The organism is Terrimonas alba (assembly GCF_042434975.1).
Classification (GTDB): domain Bacteria; phylum Bacteroidota; class Bacteroidia; order Chitinophagales; family Chitinophagaceae; genus Terrimonas_B; species Terrimonas_B alba.
In genome coordinates this window covers 396292-414568 of sequence record NZ_JBHMQM010000007.1, presented here as the reverse complement: position 1 = coordinate 414568, position 18277 = coordinate 396292, and the positions used below count along the sequence as shown (strand labels likewise).

The 18277-nt window shown below is 40.6% G+C and carries 16 protein-coding genes and 1 tRNA gene; 12 read left to right on the top strand and 5 right to left on the bottom strand.

The annotated features are described in order from the left end of the window. Positions 1-57: 57 nt before the first annotated feature. The 4 genes from ACFEL9_RS21060 (at position 58) to ACFEL9_RS21045 (ending at position 7001) form a co-directional block, all read left to right on the top strand. Complete coding sequence (locus ACFEL9_RS21060; protein ID WP_385894306.1) at positions 58-1464, top strand: c-type cytochrome domain-containing protein; 1407 nt, start codon at positions 58-60, stop codon at positions 1462-1464. Positions 1465-1571: 107 nt separating this feature from the next. After that, positions 1572-2405: a metallophosphoesterase family protein gene (locus tag ACFEL9_RS21055; RefSeq protein ID WP_385894304.1), complete on the top strand. Its 834-nt coding sequence runs from the start codon at positions 1572-1574 to the stop codon at positions 2403-2405. Between the two features lie 21 nt (positions 2406-2426). Further along, positions 2427-3851, top strand: coding sequence for an alpha-L-fucosidase (locus tag ACFEL9_RS21050; RefSeq protein WP_385894302.1), 1425 nt, complete (start codon positions 2427-2429; stop codon positions 3849-3851). Positions 3852-4064: 213 nt separating this feature from the next. Further along, entirely contained in the window at positions 4065-7001 is a 2937-nt protein-coding gene (locus ACFEL9_RS21045) for a M16 family metallopeptidase (RefSeq protein WP_385894300.1), read from the top strand. Positions 7002-7061: 60 nt separating this feature from the next. On the opposite strand, the gene ACFEL9_RS21040 is transcribed toward ACFEL9_RS21045, so the two are convergent. Continuing rightward, on the bottom strand, positions 7062-7841 hold the full coding sequence (locus ACFEL9_RS21040) for an enoyl-CoA hydratase/isomerase family protein (RefSeq protein WP_385894298.1): 780 nt from the start codon (positions 7839-7841) through the stop codon (positions 7062-7064). Positions 7842-8052: 211 nt separating this feature from the next. Between ACFEL9_RS21040 and ACFEL9_RS21035 the strand changes: the two genes are divergently transcribed. After that, positions 8053-9243, top strand: coding sequence for a glycoside hydrolase family 88 protein (locus ACFEL9_RS21035; RefSeq protein ID WP_385894296.1), 1191 nt, complete (start codon positions 8053-8055; stop codon positions 9241-9243). 7 nt (positions 9244-9250) lie between these two features. Here the strand turns inward: ACFEL9_RS21035 and ACFEL9_RS21030 are convergent, their stop codons facing one another. Then, complete coding sequence (locus tag ACFEL9_RS21030) at positions 9251-9658, bottom strand: cobalamin B12-binding domain-containing protein (RefSeq protein ID WP_385894294.1); 408 nt, start codon at positions 9656-9658, stop codon at positions 9251-9253. 129 nt (positions 9659-9787) lie between these two features. On the opposite strand from ACFEL9_RS21030, the gene ACFEL9_RS21025 reads away from it, so the two are divergent. Beyond that, complete coding sequence (locus ACFEL9_RS21025; protein WP_385894293.1) at positions 9788-10777, top strand: aldo/keto reductase; 990 nt, start codon at positions 9788-9790, stop codon at positions 10775-10777. Here the strand turns inward: ACFEL9_RS21025 and gltX are convergent. Continuing rightward, a complete protein-coding gene (gene gltX / locus ACFEL9_RS21020; protein ID WP_385894291.1) occupies positions 10774-12294 on the bottom strand; it encodes a glutamate--tRNA ligase in 1521 nt (506 codons plus the stop codon). The genes ACFEL9_RS21025 and gltX overlap by 4 nt on opposite strands. Positions 12295-12347: 53 nt before the next feature. On the opposite strand from gltX, the gene ACFEL9_RS21015 reads away from it, so the two are divergent. From ACFEL9_RS21015 to ACFEL9_RS20990, 6 genes are all read left to right on the top strand, one after another. Then, positions 12348-12986 (top strand): polysaccharide deacetylase family protein, encoded by a 639-nt coding sequence (locus ACFEL9_RS21015; RefSeq protein WP_385894289.1) that lies wholly within the window; start codon positions 12348-12350, stop codon positions 12984-12986. 235 nt (positions 12987-13221) lie between these two features. Beyond that, positions 13222-13989: a TatD family hydrolase gene (locus ACFEL9_RS21010; RefSeq protein WP_385894287.1), complete on the top strand. Its 768-nt coding sequence runs from the start codon at positions 13222-13224 to the stop codon at positions 13987-13989. A 37-nt stretch (positions 13990-14026) separates the two neighbouring features. After that, a tRNA-Ser gene (locus ACFEL9_RS21005) sits at positions 14027-14113 on the top strand. Between the two features lie 175 nt (positions 14114-14288). Then, positions 14289-14555 carry a site-specific integrase gene (locus ACFEL9_RS21000; protein WP_385894285.1) on the top strand — a complete coding sequence of 89 codons (267 nt, stop codon included), beginning with the start codon at positions 14289-14291 and terminating at the stop codon, positions 14553-14555. A gap of 477 nt (positions 14556-15032) precedes the next feature. After that, a complete protein-coding gene (locus tag ACFEL9_RS20995) occupies positions 15033-15671 on the top strand; it encodes a type IV toxin-antitoxin system AbiEi family antitoxin domain-containing protein (RefSeq protein ID WP_385894283.1) in 639 nt (212 codons plus the stop codon). Next, positions 15668-16519, top strand: coding sequence for a nucleotidyl transferase AbiEii/AbiGii toxin family protein (locus ACFEL9_RS20990; RefSeq protein WP_385894281.1), 852 nt, complete (start codon positions 15668-15670; stop codon positions 16517-16519). Before ACFEL9_RS20995 ends, ACFEL9_RS20990 begins: the two co-directional genes overlap by 4 nt. Positions 16520-17106: 587 nt before the next feature. Here ACFEL9_RS20990 and ACFEL9_RS20985 read toward each other — a convergent pair. Both ACFEL9_RS20985 and ACFEL9_RS20980 read right to left on the bottom strand, forming a co-directional pair. Next, positions 17107-17862 carry a hypothetical protein gene (locus ACFEL9_RS20985; RefSeq protein ID WP_385894279.1) on the bottom strand — a complete coding sequence of 252 codons (756 nt, stop codon included), beginning with the start codon at positions 17860-17862 and terminating at the stop codon, positions 17107-17109. A gap of 184 nt (positions 17863-18046) precedes the next feature. Continuing rightward, positions 18047-18256 (bottom strand): T9SS type A sorting domain-containing protein, encoded by a 210-nt coding sequence (locus ACFEL9_RS20980; RefSeq protein ID WP_385894278.1) that lies wholly within the window; start codon positions 18254-18256, stop codon positions 18047-18049. Positions 18257-18277 lie beyond the last annotated feature (21 nt).

The window sequence follows — 18277 nt, the reverse complement described above, 5'->3', positions numbered from 1 at the left end:
CATTTGATCCTGTAAGTCCCATAGCTCGCAGCTCAAAGCTCATAGCTTAAAAAAAATATGCTTTTATCAATCCCCGATTTCATTGGTCGTTTTCACCCGGTATTGGTTCATTTACCGATCGGTATTTTATTGCTGGCTTGTTTTTTCCAATTGCTGACGATAAAGCCAAGGTTTACCGTTTTACAACCTGCTATCCCTGTCATGTTTTTCTGGGGTATGCTGGGTGCTGTTTTTTCCTGCATCAGCGGTTACATGCTGTCATTAAGCGGCGACTATGATGGTGCACTGGTGGGACGCCACCAGTGGATGGGAATTTTTGTCGCTATCGTATCATTACTTCTTTACCTGTTGTACAAATTATCTGTTGGCGAAAAGACAGCTAACATATTTTCTTTTGGAATCATCCTGCTCGTTACAATAACAGGCCATTTAGGCGGTTCGCTTACACATGGTTCGGATTACTTAACCGAGGGATTAAATAGCGGTGATGAAAAAGGAGTGGTGATGAAACCTATTCCCAACATACAGGAGGCTATAGTGTATGCCGATGTGGTGCAGCCATTGCTGCAGGCAAAATGCTATAATTGCCACGGCGCAAACAAGCAAAAAGGAAAACTGCGACTGGATCAGCAGGAGCATATTCTAAAAGGAGGAAAAGACGGAAAGGTAATCGAAGCGGGTAAGGCGGATGAAAGCGAAATGATCAAACGTTTATTGCTGCCAATGACAGACGAAGACCACATGCCGCCCAAAGAAAAATCACAACTATCACCTTCCGAAATATCTTTATTGCATTGGTGGATCAACACCGGTGCGGATTTTAATAAGAAAGTAAAAGACCTGCAACAGACAGAAAAAATAAAACCGGTGTTGCTTGCTTTGCAATCAGGTTCGGCAGATGCAGATAAAAAGGCAGGGGACGTACCGGAAACACCGGTAGCCAAAGCAAAGGACGAAGATGTCGGCAAACTTAAAAATGCAGGAGTTATTGTTACCCCGGTGGCGCAAAACAGTAATTATTTATTGGTAAGTTTTGTCACCGCTGCTGGTAGTGCCGATTCATTAATAAAATTGCTTGAGCCTTTAAAGAAACAAATCGTTTGGCTGAAATTGGATGATGCCGCTATTACGGATGCGACCCTGGATCATATCGCAAAGCTCACTTCACTAACAAGATTACAGTTAAATAATACTGACATCACAGATAAAGGAATAGTCAAATTGCAGTCACTACAACAACTGCAATCGCTGAATCTTGTAGGTACAAAAGTGACCGCACAAGGCGTGCTTCAGTTAAATAAACTGAAAAATTTAAAGCACTTATATCTCTACCAAACGGGGGTGAACAATGCCGATTGGGCCACTTTGAAAAAAGCTTTTCCTGCCACGCAACTCGATTCAGGAAGATATGTTGTTCCTACACTGCCATCAGATACTACAGAAGTAAAACCTCCTAAAAATTAAATCCTGATAAGGGATTTTTAATTTTTTATAATAGTCTTATGTGTGCAGAGTTTAATTAAATTGATTAAAATTTAAGACCGGGAATTGCATTAACAAAAGCAACAGTCATGAAACGTAAAGAGTTCCTTCGTTTATCAGTCCCTGCTTTTTTATTGCTTGCTAATGGCAAGATTGTAAAAGCTCATAATTATTTTTTAACAGAAGAGCACCGCCGCAAAGTAAACCTGCGGTTCGTCGTTGCTTCCGATGGGCACTATGGACAGTCAAAGACGGATTATGAAAATTTCTTTTCTACCGTCGTTGACCGAATTAATGAAGAACATCGAAAAACCCCTTTCGCCTTTTGTGTGATCAATGGCGACATTATTCATGACGATAAAAGACATTTTCCTGCCGCCAAAGCAGCGTTGGATAAACTGGCTTTAAAGTATTATGTAAGCCAGGGCAATCATGATCATGTCAATGCGGAGGAATGGGAAAGCATTTGGAGCATGCCGGTGAACCTGGATTTTAAGATCAAAAAGAATTCATTTTTAATTGCAACCACTTCCAATGAAATGGGCACTTATTTATGTCCGGATGTAAACTGGTTTCGTCAAAAGCTGGAAGAGCACAAAGAGCAGGACAATATTTTCATTTTTATGCATATCAATCCCGGCAAGCTGACAAAACATGGGGTTGATTGCCCCGAACTATTTGATATTTTTTCCCGGCATAGAAATATAAGAGCTGTTTTCAACGGGCATGACCATGATGAAGAAGGCATAAAAATAAAAAGATCAATACCGTGTGTTTTTGACGCACATTTTGGTGGGAACTGGGGCACCGATTACCGGGGTTTTAGGATCGTGGAGTTGATGAAAGATAACTCGGTCGTCACTTATATTATGAACCCGGTTGATAAGATCAAGGAAGCCACACTTTTTGAAATGGCTAAATGATTATTGAATAAAAAGTACACTATGCGAAAAAAACTGATGCTGAGTATTATGCTACATGCCGTGGTGCTGATAATATCAGCGCAGGAAAAAAGTAAACAACCATTGCCAACCAAACAACAGCTGGCCTGGCATGAGCTGGAATTTTATTGGTTTATTCATTTTGGTCCCAATACATTTACGGATAAGGAATGGGGGCATGGTGATGAACCGGAGGATGTTTTTAACCCCACCGGCCTCGATTGCCGCCAGTGGGCAAGGATTGCTAAACAATCCGGCGCCAAAGGCATCATCCTTACTGCCAAACATCATGATGGATTTTGCCTGTGGCCCAGTAAGTTTTCAACACATACAGTGAGGGAAAGTAAATGGAAAGATGGGAAAGGCGATGTGGTAGGGAATCTTGCAAAAGCCTGTAGAGAGTATGGTTTAAAGTTTGGTGTGTACCTGTCGCCATGGGATCGCAATCATCCGAAATATGGCACAGCAGAATACAATGATGTATATGTAAACACGATGAAGGAGCTCATCAATCGTTACGGACCTTTCTTTGAATTTTGGTGGGATGGCGCCAATGGCGAAGGTCCGAATGGAAAGAAGCAACAATATGATTTCAGGCGGTTTGAAAATACGATGAGAAAATATGCTCCCAATACCGTTGTGTTCAGCGATATCGGCCCGGATATTCGGTGGGTGGGTAATGAAAAAGGAATTGCGGGACAAACTAATTGGAACTATTTGGATACTGCTGGGTTCAAAAGGGGAGAAGGTGCACCACCGACCGATATGCTGAACCAGGGAAATAGTAATGGCAAACATTGGATACCGGCCGAATGTGATGTTAGTATCCGGCCAGGCTGGTTTTATCATGCAGAAGAAGATGACAAGGTAAAAACACCGGAACAATTATTTGAGCTCTATTTGAAGTCTGTCGGCCGTGGCGCTAATTTCCTGTTGAATATTCCGCCGGATCGTCGCGGACTGATTCATGAAAGAGATTCGGCTTCGCTGGCAGGCTTTAAAAAATTGCTGAAGGAAAGTTTTGATGTCAATTTTGCTTCCGCCAGTAAAGCCGAATTGCATAGGGATGGCAGCATTTTTCAACGTACTAAGTTTACCGATGGCAATAAGGCAACATTTGAAAAACTGACCAATTATCAAAATACGAGGCTCTGGGTAAAGTTTGAAGAAGCAAAAAAGATCAATTGTATCGTGTTGCAGGAGGCTACCCGGTATGGACAAAATGTGGCCGCGGCCAAACTGGAAATATTGAATGGTTCCCAATTGGTAAAAGAAATAGATCTTACCACTATCGGCAGGAAAAGAATTGTGACGTTCCCGGCCGTGGAAGCCAGCGCTATCAACCTTGTTATCAAAGATGCAAAAGGTACGCCTTTGATCAGTGAAATAGGAGTTTATATGATTGATGAAAAGTTGGTCGAGAAGTAATACAAAACAGGCAATGGACAATATGCAATTTTTAAGAGACAGATTTAGTACTAGTAAGCCATAGTCAATTGGCAGTAGATTCCTACTGCCAATTGCTAATTACTAATTTCCCCTCCGTTGACATCATTTAACAGCCGAAAATCCAGTATTTGCAGACCAAAAAGCATTTCTTTCTTTATATTTCCTGTCAAAATTTATTAAAACATAGCTACTATGAAAGTGAAACATTTGTTGCTGGTCAGCCTGCTGTTTGTCAACGTGGCGGTACTGGCTCAAAAAAAGCATGAATGGAAACAAGCCAGTTCGGGAGGTTACACGTATAAATATGTTACCGGCGATCCTACTCAAAGCCGTTTTTATACGTTGAAAAACGGTCTGAGGGTAGTTCTTTCGGTGAATAAAAAAGAACCAAGAATTGCCGCACAAATTGCGATTAGAACCGGAAGCAACAATGATCCGGCTGATCATACGGGGTTGGCTCACTATCTCGAGCATTTATTATTCAAGGGCACCGATAAGTTTGGTACACTCGATTGGGCCAAAGAAAAGCCACTGCTCGATAAAATAGATGCCTTGTACGAGCAATACAATTCAACCACGGATACGCTGAAACGAAAGGAAATCTATAAAGAGATTGACAGGGTTTCCGGTGAGGCATCCAAATTTTCGATCGCTAACGAGTATGATAAACTGATGGCGTCAATAGGTTCGCAGGGAACGAATGCGCATACCTGGGTAGAAGAAACCGTGTATGAAGAAGATATTCCATCCAATGCCGTAGAGAAATTTTTAACGATACAAGCTGAACGTTTCCGCAACCCCATTTTCCGGATTTTTCACACCGAGTTGGAAGCCGTTTATGAAGAAAAAAATATCAGCCTTGACAATGATGGACGCAAGGTTCAGGAAGCGATGTTTAAAAATACCTTTCCTACTCACAATTACGGCTTGCAATCCACCATTGGCACCATTGAGCATTTAAAAAACCCTTCGCTGGTAGCTATCCGGGACTATTATCATAAATATTATGTGCCGAATAATATCGCCTTTATTATGGCCGGTGATTTCGACCCTGACAAAATGGTAAAGATGATCGATGCCAAATTTGCGTACATGAAACCTAAACCCGTAGAGCAATACAAGGGGCCCGAACAGGCGCCTATTGCAGGACCTGTTGTAAAAGAAATATTCGGACCCAGTGCGGAAAGTTTGCGGATTGTTTATCGGGTAGGCGCCAATAATACTAAAGAATCTTTACTAGCCAGCGTAACAGCTTCCGTGTTGTCAAATGGCAAAGCTGGTTTATTAGATCTGAACCTGAACAAACAACAAAAATTACAAGGAGCAGGAGCAGGTATTCAACAATACAAAGACTATGGCATGTTTATCCTTAGTGCGTCACCTAAGCAAGGACAAACATTGGAGGAAGCAAAAGATTTGTTGCTGAGTCAAATTGATGTGTTGAAAAAAGGAGAGTTTGAGGAAACGCTGATAAAAGCCATTGTTGCCAATTATAAACTGGCGGAATTACAGGCATTGGAAAGCAATGGTGCAAGAGTTGCTGGCCTGGTTGACGGTTATATTAAACATGAAGGAAAGGAATGGGATAAGGATGTGTCGGTATTGGATGATATGGATGCGATTACTAAAAAGGATATTGTGGAGTTCGCCAACAAATTTTTTGGTGATAGTAACTATGTTCTCATTTATAAACGCAAAGGCGAAGACAAGAATATTGTGAAAGTGGAGAAGCCGGCTATCACACCTGTTGAAACAAATGCAGGTAAACAATCACCTTTTGTAAAACAAATCACGGCAACCGAATTACCTGCCATCAAGCCAGTATGGGTCAATTTTGCTACTGATCTACAAAAGTCGAAAGCCGGTAATGCCGAAGTGTTGTATGTAAAAAATAAAGACAACAGTATTTTCAACCTGTATTATTATTTTGATATGGGTTCATGGAACAACAAGTTGTTGTCAGTCGCCCTGCAATACTTGCAGTATATCGGTACGGATAAATATTCCGCCGAAGATATCAGCAAGCAGTTTTATAACCTGGCCTGCAGTTTCGGTGCGTCCGCAGGAACAGAACAAACTACAATCAGTGTAACAGGCCTGCAGGAGAATTTTGATAAAGCCGTTACGTTGCTGGAAGATCTTATTGAAAACTGTAAGGCGGATACAACAGCTCTTTCGGGTCTGAAAAATCGTTTGCTAAAAGCAAGAGCTAACAATAAACTGAATAAAAATGCTATTGCAACCGCTTTAAGAAACTATGCTTTGTATGGCCCTAAGAATCCTTACAACTATGGATTGACCGATGAGGAGATCAATAATATCAAAGCGGAAGAGCTGATTGCCATTATTCATTCTCTGCTTGACTATAAACACCGGATTTTATACTACGGCCCAAAAGAAATGCCTGTGTTCGTAGCTTCTATTCAAAAGTTGCACAAGACGCCAACAAGCTGGACTGTAGCTCCCGAAGCCGTGAAGTTTGAACGCACTTCTCAAACCAATAACCAGGTATTGTTCGCTGAATATGATGCGGTACAGGCAGATATTTTCTGGTCGAGAAACCTGGAAAAATTTGACGCTAACAAAGATGCACTGGTGAATATGTTCAACGGTTATTTTGGTGGCGGTATGGGTTCCATCGTTTTCCAAACCATTCGTGAATCAAAAGCCCTTGCTTACTCCACCTACGCCTTTGTAGGTACGCCGGCAAAAAAAGAAGACAACTACACTACTACTGCTTATGTAGGAACACAGGCTGATAAATTGAATGAGGCCATTGGTGGCATGAATGAATTATTGACAGATCTTCCCAGGAATGAAAATAGTTTTGTCAGTGCCCGTAAAAGCCTGAATAAGGATATCGAAACTGAACGTATCACCAAAGATGGTATTATTTTCAGTTACCTGAATGCGGAAAAAAAAGGATTGAAAGATGATATCCGCAGAACCAATTATGAAAAATACAAGATGTTGAAACTGGATGACCTGTACAATTATCACCAGAAGGAGTTATCCAGGAAGGCTTATACTTATTCCGTAGTTGGATCGGAAAAAAATATCAAGATGGATGATCTGAAAAAATATGGCGAGTTGAAAAAACTTTCGCTGACTGAATTGTTCGGTTATTAATAACAGTTTTCACTTATTGTAAAAGGGCCTTACGGATCGTAAGGCTCTTTTTTTATAGAGTTATTTACCGGTAAATTTTGCTTTTCTTTTTTCCAAAAATGCTGCTGCGCCTTCTTTGGCATCTGCCGTATCAAACAGTTCTCCAAAAGTTTCTATTTCCACTGCATAACCATTTTTTGTTTCATCAAATACAGCATTGGCAGCCGTGATACAACCAGCAATGGCCAGCGGAGCTTTGGAGTTAATAACGTCCAAAATTGATTTTGTTTTTGAAAGCAATTCTTCCTGCACCACTACATGATTAACCAAACCATACTGTAACGCTGTATTCGCATCGATCATATTGCCGGTCATTAAAAGCTCCACAGCACGGCCTTTTCCAATCAATTGCACCAGGCGCTGCGTTCCTCCATAGCCCGGTATCAAACCAAGATTGACTTCTGGCTGACCAAACTTTGCATTCTCAGCAGCGATTCGGAAATGACAGCTCATCGCCAGCTCACAGCCACCACCGAGGGCAAAACCATTGACGGCCGCCACAATGGGTTTTGGGCTGTTTTCAATTTTAGAAAATACAAGGTCCTGCCCCCGCTGTGCCAATGCTTTTCCGCCTGCTGCATTCAACGAAGAAAATTCACTGATGTCAGCACCTGCTACAAATGCTTTTGACCCGCTACCGGTAATGATGGCAGATTTTGCTTCGGGGTTGCTGATCATTGCATCGATAGCGGCGCTAAGCTCTTCGATAACAGTCTTATTCAGGGCATTTAATTTATCGGGCCGATTGATGGTGATGGTGGTAATGTTATTTTCAGTTTGAACAAGCAGGGAGGAATACATACAAAATATTTTTTCAAAAATAGGGAAGTAGCTAAATATATGCCTGTAGCTGAAACAAAATCGGGTTTAAAAAATTACATTTGAGAATAGGCGTGGTTGATGACGGGTTGTTTCCAGATAAGATCAAGCATAAACTTTTTTACCAGGAGACCTAAGGGAATTTATCTGCTGAAACATGTACCTGATTCAAAATAGCAAGAGCAATTAAAATATGAAACGAAGCATTGTTTTCTTTTTGGTTTTATTCATGTTAAACGGCTATTCACAAAAGGATAAAAAAGTGATGGCCCGCCTTATCAAGGAAAATATGGAGTTGGCCGTAAAGCAATATAAATACATGGCAAGCCTTACTCCACAGGATTCTATGCCCCGATCTTTCGATGCGAAAGCAAATCGCTTTATTGCCAGCAATACCGATTGGTGGACCAGTGGTTTTTTCCCGGGCTCATTGTGGTATATCTATGAATACTCTAAGGACACGTCGATAAAAGCAGAAGCCGAACGACGATTGGCGATCCTTGAAAAAGAAAAATATTATACCGGCAATCATGATCTTGGCTTTATGATCTATTGCAGTTTTGGAAATGCTTATCGCATTACCGGTTTGCCGGCTTATAAAGATGTAGTAACGACCGCGGCGGAAACATTGATCAAGCGATACCGTCCAACTATTCATGCCATCCAATCCTGGAATTCACTGAAGGATACAATATGCCCGGTTATCATTGATAATATGATGAACCTGGAATTGCTCAATTGGGTCAGCGACGAACTCAGAGAACCCAAATACAAAGTAATTGCTATTGACCACGCCAATACAACATTAAAAAATCATTTCAGGGCCGATAACAGTTCTTATCATGTACTTGATTATGCCGCATCAGATGGTAGAATTTTAAAAAAGAAAACGGCACAGGGATATAGTGATGAGTCAGCCTGGGCAAGAGGACAGTCATGGGGACTTTATGGTTATAATATTATGTATCGCTTTACCAAAGAGCCTGCTTATCTTGAACAGGCCAGGAAGATCGCAGCATTCCTGGTCGATCACCCTACAATACCGGCTGATAAAATTCCATACTGGGATTTTAATGCACCGATCACCCGGTACACTTATCGGGATGTGTCGGCTGCTTCAATTATGGCTTCGGCTTTGCTGGAGTTGGCTCAATATACCGATGGCGAGGAATCAAAGAAATATCTTCAACGGGCAGTTGATATCCTGAAATCACTTTCCACAGCAACCTATCGTGCCGAACCGGGTTCAAATGGTGGCTTTATTTTAAAACACAGTGTCGGTTCATTGCCGCACAAATCAGAAGTTGATGTGCCGTTGACCTATGCCGATTATTATTTTATCGAAGCCTTATTGAGGTATAAGAAATGGTATCTTAAAGATTGACGGGCCTTTAAAAATTTCGGTTCTTCTTTACCCAATCAGTGATGTAATCAGCGATCTCGTTGGTGGTAGTACCGGGAGCAAATAATTTTCCCGCTCCCATTTCATTTAATGTTTTCATGTCATCTTCAGGGATGATGCCGCCTCCGGTGAGCAACACATCGTTCATTTGTTTTTCTTTCATCAATTGAATCACTCTTGGAAATACCGTCATATGTGCCCCGGATAAAATACTGATACCGATAGCATCTACATCCTCCTGCAAAGCAGCATTCACAACCATTTCGGGTGTTTGGCGAAGGCCCGTGTAAATTACTTCCATGCCTGCGTCACGCAGCGCAGTGGCGATGACCTTCGCTCCGCGGTCATGGCCATCTAATCCTACTTTGGCAACTAAAACTCTGACAGGTCTGTTCATATAGCCGATTGTTCGTGGTCAAAAATAAGCATAGAGGTGGATTATTCTTTAATTTTCCAATTCAATGCTGACGATGGTATTCAAAGAAGTTCATCTCAAGTAAAACATTTTCTTATTCATAACCTGTGTATGCGCTATAGAAAATTCGGTAATACCGGTTTAATGGTAAGTGAAATAGGATTTGGCGCCTGGGCTATTGGTGGGGGAGCCATGATCGGAAATACAGCAATTGGTTGGGGCAATGCTGATGATAATGAATCAAAGGCCGCAATACAGCGATCAGTTGAACTGGGTATTAATTTTTTTGATACGGCCGATATCTATGGTTTAGGGCATTCAGAGCAGTTGATCGGCGAAGTGTTAGGGAATAAGAAAGATGTGATTATCGCTACTAAAGTGGGTAACGTATCCAGGAACGAACAATTTACCGTTGATTATTCTAAAGAATATATTGTAAAAGCCTGTGAAAAAAGTCTGAAGCGTTTGAAACGGGATGCTATCGATTATTATCAACTACATACGGCAAGGTTGTCGCACTTGCAACAAGGTGATTGTTTGGAGGCCATGAGCCAATTACAGCAACAGGGAAAGATTCGTTACTGGGGAATTTCTTTGAACACCTTTGATCCGTTTCCGGAAGCAGAATTTTTTATGCAACAAAAAACTGGCAACGGATTTCAGTTAGTCTTAAATATGCTAAACCAAAAAGCGCTGCCGCTTGTAAAAAAGGCGTCGCAAGCCGGTTATGGCATCATCGCCAGGATGCCTTTGCAATTTGGCTTGTTAACAGGGAAGTTTGATGATGGAGTCTCATTTCCTGAAAATGATCACCGGAAGAACCGGGTGACAAGAGAAATCGTTGAAGCAACAAACAGGGCTTTAGCACCCGCCTGGGAATTATGCCATAAATACGGGATCACTAAAACGGAGCTTGCATTAAGCTATATTTTAAGCTATGCCGAAGTTTCCACTGTTATTCCTGGTATCCGAACAACCAGTCATGCAGAAAAGAATGTTTCAGAAATAATCCAGCTTTCTGTGGAAGACAGGATTCTGATAGAACAATTAGGAACCGGGCCGGTAGCTTCCGTGATGGACCTGGTTCAAAAACAAGGTTAAAAAACTTCGACAGCTTTTTTGATCCGCTGGATTGTTTCGTTTTTTCCTATCACTTCTGCGATATTAAAAACAGGTGGGCCAAACTTGCCACCAACCAGCATTATCCGAAGTGGTAATTGGAGTTCCCCCGGTTTTATTTTTTTTTCAACCGCTAATTCTTTGAATAAGTTTTCCAGCGACGCGGCTCCCCATTCGGTTTGATTATTTATTTTTTCCGAATAGGTGATAAAGAAATTTCTCTTGGCTTCATTCCACTTTGGTCGGACGGCGTTTACATCATACTCACCGGGTGATTGAAAAAAGAAGGATGACTGATCATAAAAATCAGTCAGCAGTGTACACCGGTCTTTTACCAATCCGATCACTTTTTCCAATAAGTCATCATCCGAAACTGCAATGCTTTTTTCATTCAGGAAGTTTCTGACTTCAGACTTCAGACTTCCGATATCCGATTTCTTTATCCATTCATGATTGAACCACTTTGCTTTTTCGTAATCAAATTTGGCTCCGCCGCTATGCACTCTTTCAATTGAAAATTTCTCAATCAATTCTTCTTTGGTAAAAATTTCCTGTTCCGTGCCGTCATTCCAACCTAATAATGCCAGCAGGTTGATAAAAGCTTCCGGTAAAAACCCTTTTTCCTTAAACCCTTCTGTCAGTTCATTAGTCTTGGGATCGGTCCAGTTCATAGCAAATACCGGGAAGCCATATTTCGATCCATCTCTTTTGCTAAGCTTACCATTCGGTCCTAGTATCAATGGGAAATGTGCCCATTGTGGCATATTCTCCAGGCCAAACAAATATTTCCACAAAAGAATATGTACCGGTGCACTCGGCAGCCATTCTTCACCCCGAAAGGCATGGCTGATCTTCATCAAATAGTCATCCACCACTACGGCCAAATGATAAGTGGGCATGCCATCCGCTTTCAATAAAACTTTATCATCTACGATAGAAGTATCAAAATGCACTTCACCGCGGATCATGTCGGTAAAAGAGATCGTTTCATGATGGGGCATCTTTATCCGGATCACATGTTTAGTGCCGGCAGCTAAAAGTTTTTTTGTTTCTTCAGCCGATAGCGATATAGAGTTCCGCATCTGATTTCTTACGGACAGATCATATTGCGGTGAAGGATTTTCCGTGGTTTTAAAATCATGCCGCATTTTTTCCAACTCTTCGGGAGTATCAAATGCATAATAAGCATGACCCGCCTCAACAAGTTGTTCTGCATATTGGCGATAGAGTTCTTTTCTTTCACTTTGCCGGTAAGGTCCATAGCTACCACCATGTACCGGGCTCTCATCAGGTTCTAAACCTGCCCACGTCAAACAATCAAAAATATACTGTTCCGCTCCGGGTACATACCGGCTCTGATCAGTATCCTCGATGCGAAGAATAAAATCACCGTTATGGTGTTTTGCAAACAAATAATTATATAAAACAGTTCTTACGCCACCTAAATGCAAACCGCCCGTAGGACTTGGCGCAAAACGAACCCTTACTTTTTTACTCATAGGCTGCAAAGATATAACCCCCATCCCCTAAAGGGGAGCTATATTTGTTCTATATGAAAAAATATTTTATCAAAACTCCGTGGTGGCTAAAAAAAATATATCCATCCTACCTGTGGAGTATTGATACAAAAGAAAAAAACATATACCTGACATTTGACGATGGTCCGCATGCCATTGCTACACCATTTGTATTAGACCAATTGAAACACTATAATGCGAAAGCAACTTTTTTTTGTATTGGCAAAAACGTACTGGCGGAGCCGCATATTTATAAAAGAATCCTGGATGAAGGGCATGCAGTAGGAAATCATACACATCGTCATTTAAATGGCTGGAAAGCGAAAAATGAAATGTATTTGGCTGATGTGAATGAAGCAGGAAAATATATTGACTCCATTTTGTTTCGCCCTCCGTATGGAAGAATCACTTCATTCCAGGCAAAAAATATCAATGCCGCACTAAAAAAGAATAATGTAAAGATTATTATGTGGGATGTGATAAGTGGTGATTTTGATGAATCATTGACAGGAGAACAATGTTTGCAAAACGTAATTTTGAATGCAACAAGTGGTTCAATCGTTGTTATGCATGATAGTCAAAAGGCGTTTGCACGACTCAAGTATCTTTTACCGCTTGCTTTATCTTTTTTCAGTGAAAATGGTTATCAACTAAAAAGGTTAGAGAGTTTTTGATAGCAAACTGACAGAAAATAGAAAAAAATAATTTATAAGAAATTGATTCCAAGTGACTGGTAATCAGTTAAAAATTTAGGGCCTGGGTAGAAACCCTGGCCCGTTTTTAATCCGTACCCTATGAAAACTGGGCTAAAGGTAAAATAATTTTTCATTAATCCAAACTAATTTACAAGTGTTTGTGGCTGGTTTGCAGGAATATTTTGGCTCTGGTTAAAACTTAAATTTGAACCTTATGAATCTGATTGACACCCATGCACATATTTATTTAAATGACTTCGCGGATGACCGGCAGGCTGTATTAAACAGGGCGAAGCAAACGGGGATAGAGAAAATCCTGATGCCGGCCATCGACTCATCGACACATCCGGTAATGTTGGAACTGGAGAAGGAAAGTCCTGGTTTTTGCCTCAGTATGATGGGCCTTCACCCCTGTTCGGTGAACGAAAATTTTTTAGAAGAGTTGGCAAAAGTTGAGCAGTATTTGACTGAACAGCGATTTGTGGCAATAGGTGAAATTGGGCTTGACTTCTACTGGGATGTTAGTTTTAAAGAACAGCAGTATATAGCATTTCGCCGGCAAATCGAGCTGGCAATAGATTATGGTCTACCGATTGCGATACATTCCCGCAACTCTACTGACGAATGCATCCAGGTAGTTAAGGAGTATAAGAACAGCCCACTAAAGGGGGTATTCCATTGCTTTTCAGGCTCACCCGAACAAGCCACACAAATCATTGAGCTGGGCTTTTACCTGGGAATTGGGGGAGTATTGACTTTTAAAAATGCCGGACTGGATAAGGTGATCATGGATATTGCCGTTGATCATATACTATTGGAAACGGATGCTCCTTACCTGGCACCTGTTCCTTTTCGTGGCAAACGGAATGAATGCAGCTATATTTCCTACACCGCACAGAAGCTGGCTGATTTGAAAGAAACTACGATAGAAAACATTGCTAAGTTGACCAGCAGCAATGCCCAAAAATTATTCGGGCTCTAAAGTTCGAAACCGTATTTTTGCAGCCCTTAAGTAAAAAGGAGACTTGTCCGAGTGGTTGAAGGAGCACGCCTGGAAAGTGTGTATACGGGAAACCGTATCAAGGGTTCGAATCCCTTAGTCTCCGCTGGAAACGATTAATTGAAATAATCTTATAACAAAGAAAACCTGCAAATCAATTATTTGCGGGTTTTTTGTGTGATCATAATACAACTATAAAGTACCTGAGTAATTTTTGGAAGATCGTCAATCGCTGTGTTCGCCACGGCTGGCTTCAAAGAGATCCGTTTATCGGTTTCAAGATGACAAAAAGAGAAGTGGAAAGAGTAGCGCTTACAGAGTTTGAATTGGAGACGTTAGCCGCTAAGAAATTTCCAATCGAACGACTTACAATTGTGCGGGATATTTTCTTGTTTAGTTGTTATTCAGGATTGGCCTATTCAGATGTAAAAAAAATGCGGCGCTCCGAGGTTTTTATCGGCATTGATGGAGAAAAAAGGCTTCTCAGCAAAAGACAAAAAAACCGATATCACTGCAAGAATACCTTTATTACTTCGAAAAAAGTTTAGTTAATCCATTTGCAGGACAAGATGATACTTATTCAAGGTTATCCTTATCTTATTAGTTTTGGCTGCGTATAAAATAATATAGTTACCCAAAACGATAAATTATTTGCGGTTTTGGCTGAATATAAAACATGAAAGTATGTTTGGCCTGGCGAATAGAAGAATAAAAAGATACTGAACGGGGAATTCGTGACTGATAAAATTAGATGAATCGATTTGCGAAGCAAATTTAGTTAACGGTATCCGGCAGGGGGCATTATCAGAAGCTACACCTATTACATCAATCTCATAAGTAAAGGGCTTGTCATCAAAATTTAAAAACTACCCGGCAAGAGCCTTGTTTTGGAAAGCGTCTTGTAAAATTAGTAATGATAATTCGGAAAAATTCCGAATTGTATGCTGTATATTTACATATTATTGATAAATTTGTGCTAGTAATTCGGAAATTATCCGAATTGTAGTATTAAAAATTACAAACAAATGGAGCTTTTAGAGGCAATTCGGAATTACGCTGAGCAACCAATCACTAGGCAGCTTTTACTGGACCTACTGAAGAACTATAAAAGGCCTTTTGACAAAATAGATGAATTGGTAAAGCAAGGTATTTTGATTCAGCTGAAAAGAGGAATTTATATCCCGGGGCCTGAGTTAAAGATAGCAGGCCCGGAGCCCTTCCTTTTGGCAAATTACCTGGCAGGTCCTAGTTACGTTTCTTTGGATTCGGCGCTTTCACATTGGGGCCTCATTCCAGAAAGAGTATATGAAATAAGTTCTGTTACCATTGGTCCATCCAAAATATATAAAACATCTGTCGGCAGATTTAGCTATACCCATTTGCGATTGCCATACTACGCCTTCGGCATTAAGCAGGTTGAATTAACAAAGAAACAAGCAGCATTGATAGCAACACCCGAAAAGGCGTTGTGTGATAAAATCATCACCACTGCAGGCCTGCTGCTTCGTAGTTCAAAGCAGGTAATTGAACTGCTGATAGAAGATCTCAGGATAGAGAAGCAGGCCCTGCAACATTTGAACACCGGGCAAATAAGTAAATGGGTAGAGGAAGCGCCTAAAAAAGATAGTCTTAACATGCTTGTAAAAACATTGAAGAACTTATGATAAAAGAATGGCTTGAAGAATACAAACCGGCTACGCACGAAGATGCTGAACAGGCACTTCGTGAAATCATGCAGGAAATAGCGCTGGCGGGTTTACAAAGGAGCGGTTTTTTTGAGAAAGCTGCTTTTTATGGCGGTACTGCACTACGCATATTTCACGGCCTTGACCGGTTCTCTGAAGACCTGGACTTTTCCTTGCTTGAAGCGAATCCTGATTTTTCACTTGAACCATACCTGGATGGCATGATAAAAGAATTTGCCGCGTTGGGGATGAAAGTGAATGTTAAAGAAAAACAGAAAACAACTCAATCAAATGTTGACTCCGCTTTTCTGAAATCAGATACAGAATGGAAAGAGCTTACGCTAAAAGAAGTGGTGAAACAGGAAGGTCTGAAAATGAGACCAGAAATTAAAATAAAGCTGGAAGTGGACACAAAACCTCCCCTGGGCTTTGACACGGAAGAAAGGCTGTTACTAAAACCTTTTTCATTTTATACCAAATGTTTCACATTGCCCGATCTTTTTGCTGGCAAAATGCATGCACTACTCTTTCGCAAATGGGGTGGAAGAGTGAAAGGGAGGGACTGGTATGATATGGAATGGTATATTAAAAAGGGGGTATCGTTAAACCTTAATCACCTTCTCACACGGGCCAGGGATAGCGGGGACTGGAAGGAAGCCGGGTTGACAAAAGAACAATTCATGAATTTACTGCGTAAAAAAATTGATTCCGTTTCTTTTCAAAGTATCCGGCAGGATATTGTTCGCTTTATTCACGATGAAAGTGCAATTGAGATATGGTCTCCTAAATATTTTACTGATTTGATTCAGAAAATTAAATTTAGTTGACTCATAAAAAGGATTGCTGTGCTTTATATTAGCAGAAAACAGGTTCTCAATTGAATAAACGAGTTACTGGAGGGGTAAACAGCGGCAAGGATTGATACCGTAGTGCTGTAAAAAATGCCAACAACAGCTCAATGGGACAAATATATTTCAAGCCCGATCGTAAACTTTATATTTGAGTCCCTTTTCAAGGAAATTTGTTTATAACTCTATAAAAACATAATTAATGAGAGGGGCCTATCAGCTATAACCTCTATAAAATAGACAACGGAAAAGAAAGTTTTTTTCGTTTAGTACAGTTGTTTCATGAAAGTGAAAACGACAAAGTAGAAAAATCAAACATAAGGGTTGTCTGAAACATTTTGACCTGCCTTCAGGAGATGACGATATTACCTATTGGCTTATGAATTATGTAGAGACTAATTTTTAATTGTTAAGGTAATAGCCCGTTATTACTACGAAACAATTAATATTGAAAGTTGTAGAGCTACAGTTTATTTATGGGGCAAGTGCGCGGCTTTTTTAGAACATCGATAAAGGCAGAAAACTGTTCTGTTTCGGGCAGCGTATTGAACCGTCCTGCTATTATTTTATGGAATATCAATAATGCGGATACTCACGTTGTTTACAATTTTTCCCGTGCCATACTTATCCCAGAAGGTTACCACTACATCATAGGTTTCTTCCCAATGCATAGGTTCGCCGGTAGAAACCGTGCACTTCAGGTAGGTGACATCTTTCTTATTGAATGTATCATTGTCTTTGAATAGATCGGCTGCTTCCAATATTTTTTTGCCTTTCTTATCGCTTATCGTCAAAGAACAGCCTATGGATACCTTGTCATTTTTTTCAACAAGACCTTTGATATTTTTATTGATGAGCAGGAAACTTTCGCCAATGGGAATATCAGTATGTTTTAAAACCTCATCATTCATCACCAGTAATACTTCATCCGGTTCTATGTTCTTATAAGTAGCGGTAAGGCCAGTGTTGAAATCTTTTTTTATGCCTGCGGAACTTTGTGCCTGGCATGAAAAAAGAATGGCGGACAATAATAAGATGATGACGAAAGACCCGACCCGTTTAGCAAATGCTGGGAAATTAATCCTTCTTTGGAACAACTCAACAATTGCTATGAAGCTGTTTAAGGAACCTTTTAAGCCAAGTATCATCACCCAGCTAAGGGCGATGAGTTTAACAAGAATCGAAAAGTCTTCGTTTGCGGAAAAAGGAACTTCATAAAAAAGTATGCGGCCCCAGCCATAAACACTGAATGAAAGGAGAAGGCTAACGCCAATGGTTCCCCGGAAAAAGGTTTTAATTTCCTGGAGTAAATAAGGTTTCATTTTTTTTGAATTTCTGGTTTATTCTTTCTAAACTTCGAAAGAATAAACCGGTTATAAGGTTTAATGATGATGCAAACTATACGGGATTAGGCTGATAAACAAGCAAATTGCAACGGAAGGGATATCCTGGTTAGTGAATGGTTTAAAAAACACTGTGAGAAGTTTTATACCCCGTGCTATCCTGTTATTGCACCAGCACTTTTTGCACAAGATCTTTTTGTCCTGCCAGCCTGATAATATATGTTCCGGGGCTTAGCCTGCTTACTTTTTCCTGCGTGGCGTTTGTGAGTGGTATTTGCCGTACCAGTCTTCCTGTGGCATCAAATACCTGCAGTACATCTTTATCAATGCCTTCCGCCATTACGGAAAATCTCCCTGTGAAGGTATGAGCCATGCCTGCAGCGTTATCTTTTAC